The sequence below is a fragment of the candidate division KSB1 bacterium genome, assembly GCA_022562085.1.
Classification (GTDB): domain Bacteria; phylum Zhuqueibacterota; class Zhuqueibacteria; order Oceanimicrobiales; family Oceanimicrobiaceae; genus Oceanimicrobium.
This window is the reverse complement of record JADFPY010000447.1, coordinates 1-2950: the sequence shown is the minus strand read 5'-3', so window position 1 is coordinate 2950 and position 2950 is coordinate 1. Positions and strand designations below refer to the sequence as shown.

Here is a 2950-nt window from a genome sequence, read left to right as displayed (position 1 = left end):
TGAGTGCCGTCCTCAGGACTTTTACCGCCATGGGATTTCCAATGTCGCCAAGAGTTTTAGCAGCCTGAATCCGCACCTCAAGGCTCACATCTTTCAAGGCCTCGCTGAGCGATTTAATGACAAATGCATCATCCTGGCTTTGATTTCGGTTTGGTTTTTTTTGGCTTTTGTATTTAGACTTGTTTTTAAAGCTTGAATATGTGTTTGTGTTAGACTGAAAGTGTGATTCGAAGTTTGAATTTGAGTTTGAATTAGAGTTAGAATTTGAATTTGTGTTTGAATTTGTGTTTGAATTCGCGTTACTATTTCGGCTTGTATTCCTGTTCCTGTTTTTAATTACACTTGTGTTTAGACTAACATTGGCATTGATTTCCACTGATTCGGTTTCAACTTGAACACGGTTCTCCAAACTATTCAGTTTAACCTGTTCCTTGGAATTCGCATGTTCTTCAGTTTTTTGTGCCGGCATGCCTTCAGTCGGAATCTCAGAAAGTTGGGTTTCTGCAGCAGGTCGCATTGCGGCGAGGGGCAAAACCAGCGAGAAAATCGCCACACTGCTGAGCAAAACTGCCAGGGGGGTTAAAACGCCGCGGCTGAGCCGGGGGTCAAGAATGGCCAGCATGCGGCCTTCCAGTTGCGACCGTCTGGCCATGGCAACCGTGGCAAGAGACGAGAATCGACCGACCTGCAGCGAGCGGGCAAATTCCAGAAGCAGGTTGGCATATTCGCTGGCTTTCGAGCCTTCGGAAAGGACGCAGTCGTCACAGGCATATTCCCGTTCTTGCAGAAGGTGACGATTTGCAACCCAAATCAAAGGATTCATCCAGTAAATTGCATGAACCAGCTGCGCCAGCAACTGGGTTAGGGTATCCATGCGTTTAACATGAGCAAGTTCATGCAGCAAAACAAACCGCTTGCGAGCGCTGCTCCATTTACTTGATTCGGAGGGAAATAGAATTTTCGGCTGGAGAATTCCCCAGGTCATCGGCATGGTCGTTTTCGGACTCCTCAAGATTTTAACTGGCCGCCTGATGCCGAGGCGTGCGCTGAGTTTGCCAAATAGTTTTTGCAGGGCATCATCGGTGATTTCCGGCGCTTTGCGCGCGACCCACCAGATGAACAATCTACCGGCAAAGTGACGTCCCATAATCAGCACAGTTCCCAAAACCCAGAGGGAAAGCAGGAAGATCGGCCATTGCTTGAGCGAAAACGAATTCAGCCAGCTGCCTTTATTTTCAGCTGAAACGCCCGGGCCCGGTGCCCTGCTTGCCTCTCCTATGAGTCCTGCCTTTGAATCTGATTCGACCCCGGGTTCTACAGCCTGGGGAATTTCCGAACCCTTAGCAAGAGAAACTTCATTCAGGATAGCTGTCGGTTTTGAAATCCCCGGTTCCTCTGTTTGACTGACTGAGAGAAAATTGTTCGGAAAGGGCACGTCCCAGGATGGCAGGAGCAGGCTGAATATGGGTAATAAAAGAATGCTCACCAACGCCATGGTCCAGATCAGGTGGCGGGTGGCCGCCGCTGCCCGGCGCAGGCTCCGGGTCAAAACATAGGCGACTAAAATAATGACCGCACTTTTGAGCGTAATGATGAATAAGAAAGACAGCGCGGTTTTGGCGTTTGTGAAAAGCCAGGGTGTATTCAATATAGTTTCCATGATTATCTTCCCTCTTTTTTTGCTTGGCTGATTAAACGGTTCAAACGATCCAGATCCGCATTTGAGAGATCGGAACGCGAGACGTCGAGAAGTGTGGCGACTGCGCTTGCCGCAGATCCGTCAAAAAAAGTCTGCAAAAGATGCTTCACCGCCGAGCGTTTGGCTTTTTCCCGGCTGACTTTCGGCAGGAAAACATAGCGCGGACCCTGCTGCTTGTGTCTGAGATGTCCCTTGTCCTCCAGGATTTTCAGCATAGCCCGCACCGCAGAATAGCCCGGCGGATCAGGCAAATTTTCCAGGACCTCGGCGGCAGTTGCCTGACCAAACTGGTAAATGATATCCATGATCTGCCGCTCACGACGGCTCAGATTCTTTTGAGAATTTGGCACGATAGGCTCCTTATTTTAGAATTTAATCTTAAGATGAAAAGATTGAGTTTTTTGTTTTTAAAAGAATTGAGTGTGCTGTTTTTTTAGCACTATGCTATAAATATAGCATTACTTACGTCAATGTCAAGAAAAAGTTGCTAATTTTTTAGCATCAAGGTGAGACGTGAGAAGAAAGACTGAAACGAAGCCTTGCAGAACGAAGCAGGGTTATTGAAATTTGGCTCAAGGAAGGCGATAAAAGGGCACTCTTATCGATTGTCAGACAGTGTGAACTGGATCGGATTAATCGTTCGTTCAGCAATCTTAAAGTGAATCAAATGGTTAGGTGTATTTGTCATGAGTGCGCAGACAACACAGAACCCCATTTTTTCACCTATCAAAAGTTGTTGAAATTCCGCGCCAAAAAGAAAACAACCATGGAATGTGCAGAAAGTGGCGCTGACGTTTCTATTGAACTGCTGTTGGGCGGTATCGAGACTGCGAAACAGTCAGATAACAAAGCGGCTCAAATAATAAATGTGAAGGGTAGCATGTACCAATTTCAAGATAAGGTTGAATTTAATAAAATCGAAGTGCAGCAGACCATCACCAATATCAAACAAGTCATTGAAAAATCCACAGCGATTGCACCTGTAGCAAAGAAAAAGTTTTTAGAGCACGTCGATAACATTTTCAAAGAATTCAGCAAGGAAGGCGCAAAAGCGGCTGTGAAATTGGGCTATGAGGCGCTTAAAGAGTACATGATAAGTGAAGGCATCCCCAAAGCTTTAAGCAGGGCAGTGAAGGTTGCGTCCGGGGGGTGGCTGGGGTAGAAGTTCGTTGCTTTTCCGCAGTTTCGAAGCGCTTCAACCGGTTCCAGGCGTGCAGCGCGCAATGCCGGATAGGTGCCCTACACCAAGCC

Annotated in this window: 3 protein-coding genes; 1 reads left to right on the top strand and 2 read right to left on the bottom strand. The window is 47.1% G+C overall.

The features are described 5' to 3' along the window. Both IH879_22020 and IH879_22015 read right to left on the bottom strand, forming a co-directional pair. Positions 1–1660 (bottom strand): hypothetical protein (locus tag IH879_22020; protein MCH7677603.1); only part of this gene is annotated, 1660 nt, incomplete at its 3' end. A gap of 2 nt (positions 1661–1662) precedes the next feature. Further along, on the bottom strand, positions 1663–2004 hold the full coding sequence (locus IH879_22015; GenBank protein MCH7677602.1) for a BlaI/MecI/CopY family transcriptional regulator: 342 nt from the start codon (positions 2002–2004) through the stop codon (positions 1663–1665). A 362-nt stretch (positions 2005–2366) separates the two neighbouring features. Between IH879_22015 and IH879_22010 the strand changes: the two genes are divergently transcribed. Further along, a complete protein-coding gene (locus IH879_22010) occupies positions 2367–2861 on the top strand; it encodes a hypothetical protein (protein ID MCH7677601.1) in 495 nt (164 codons plus the stop codon). Positions 2862–2950: the final 89 nt, after the last annotated feature.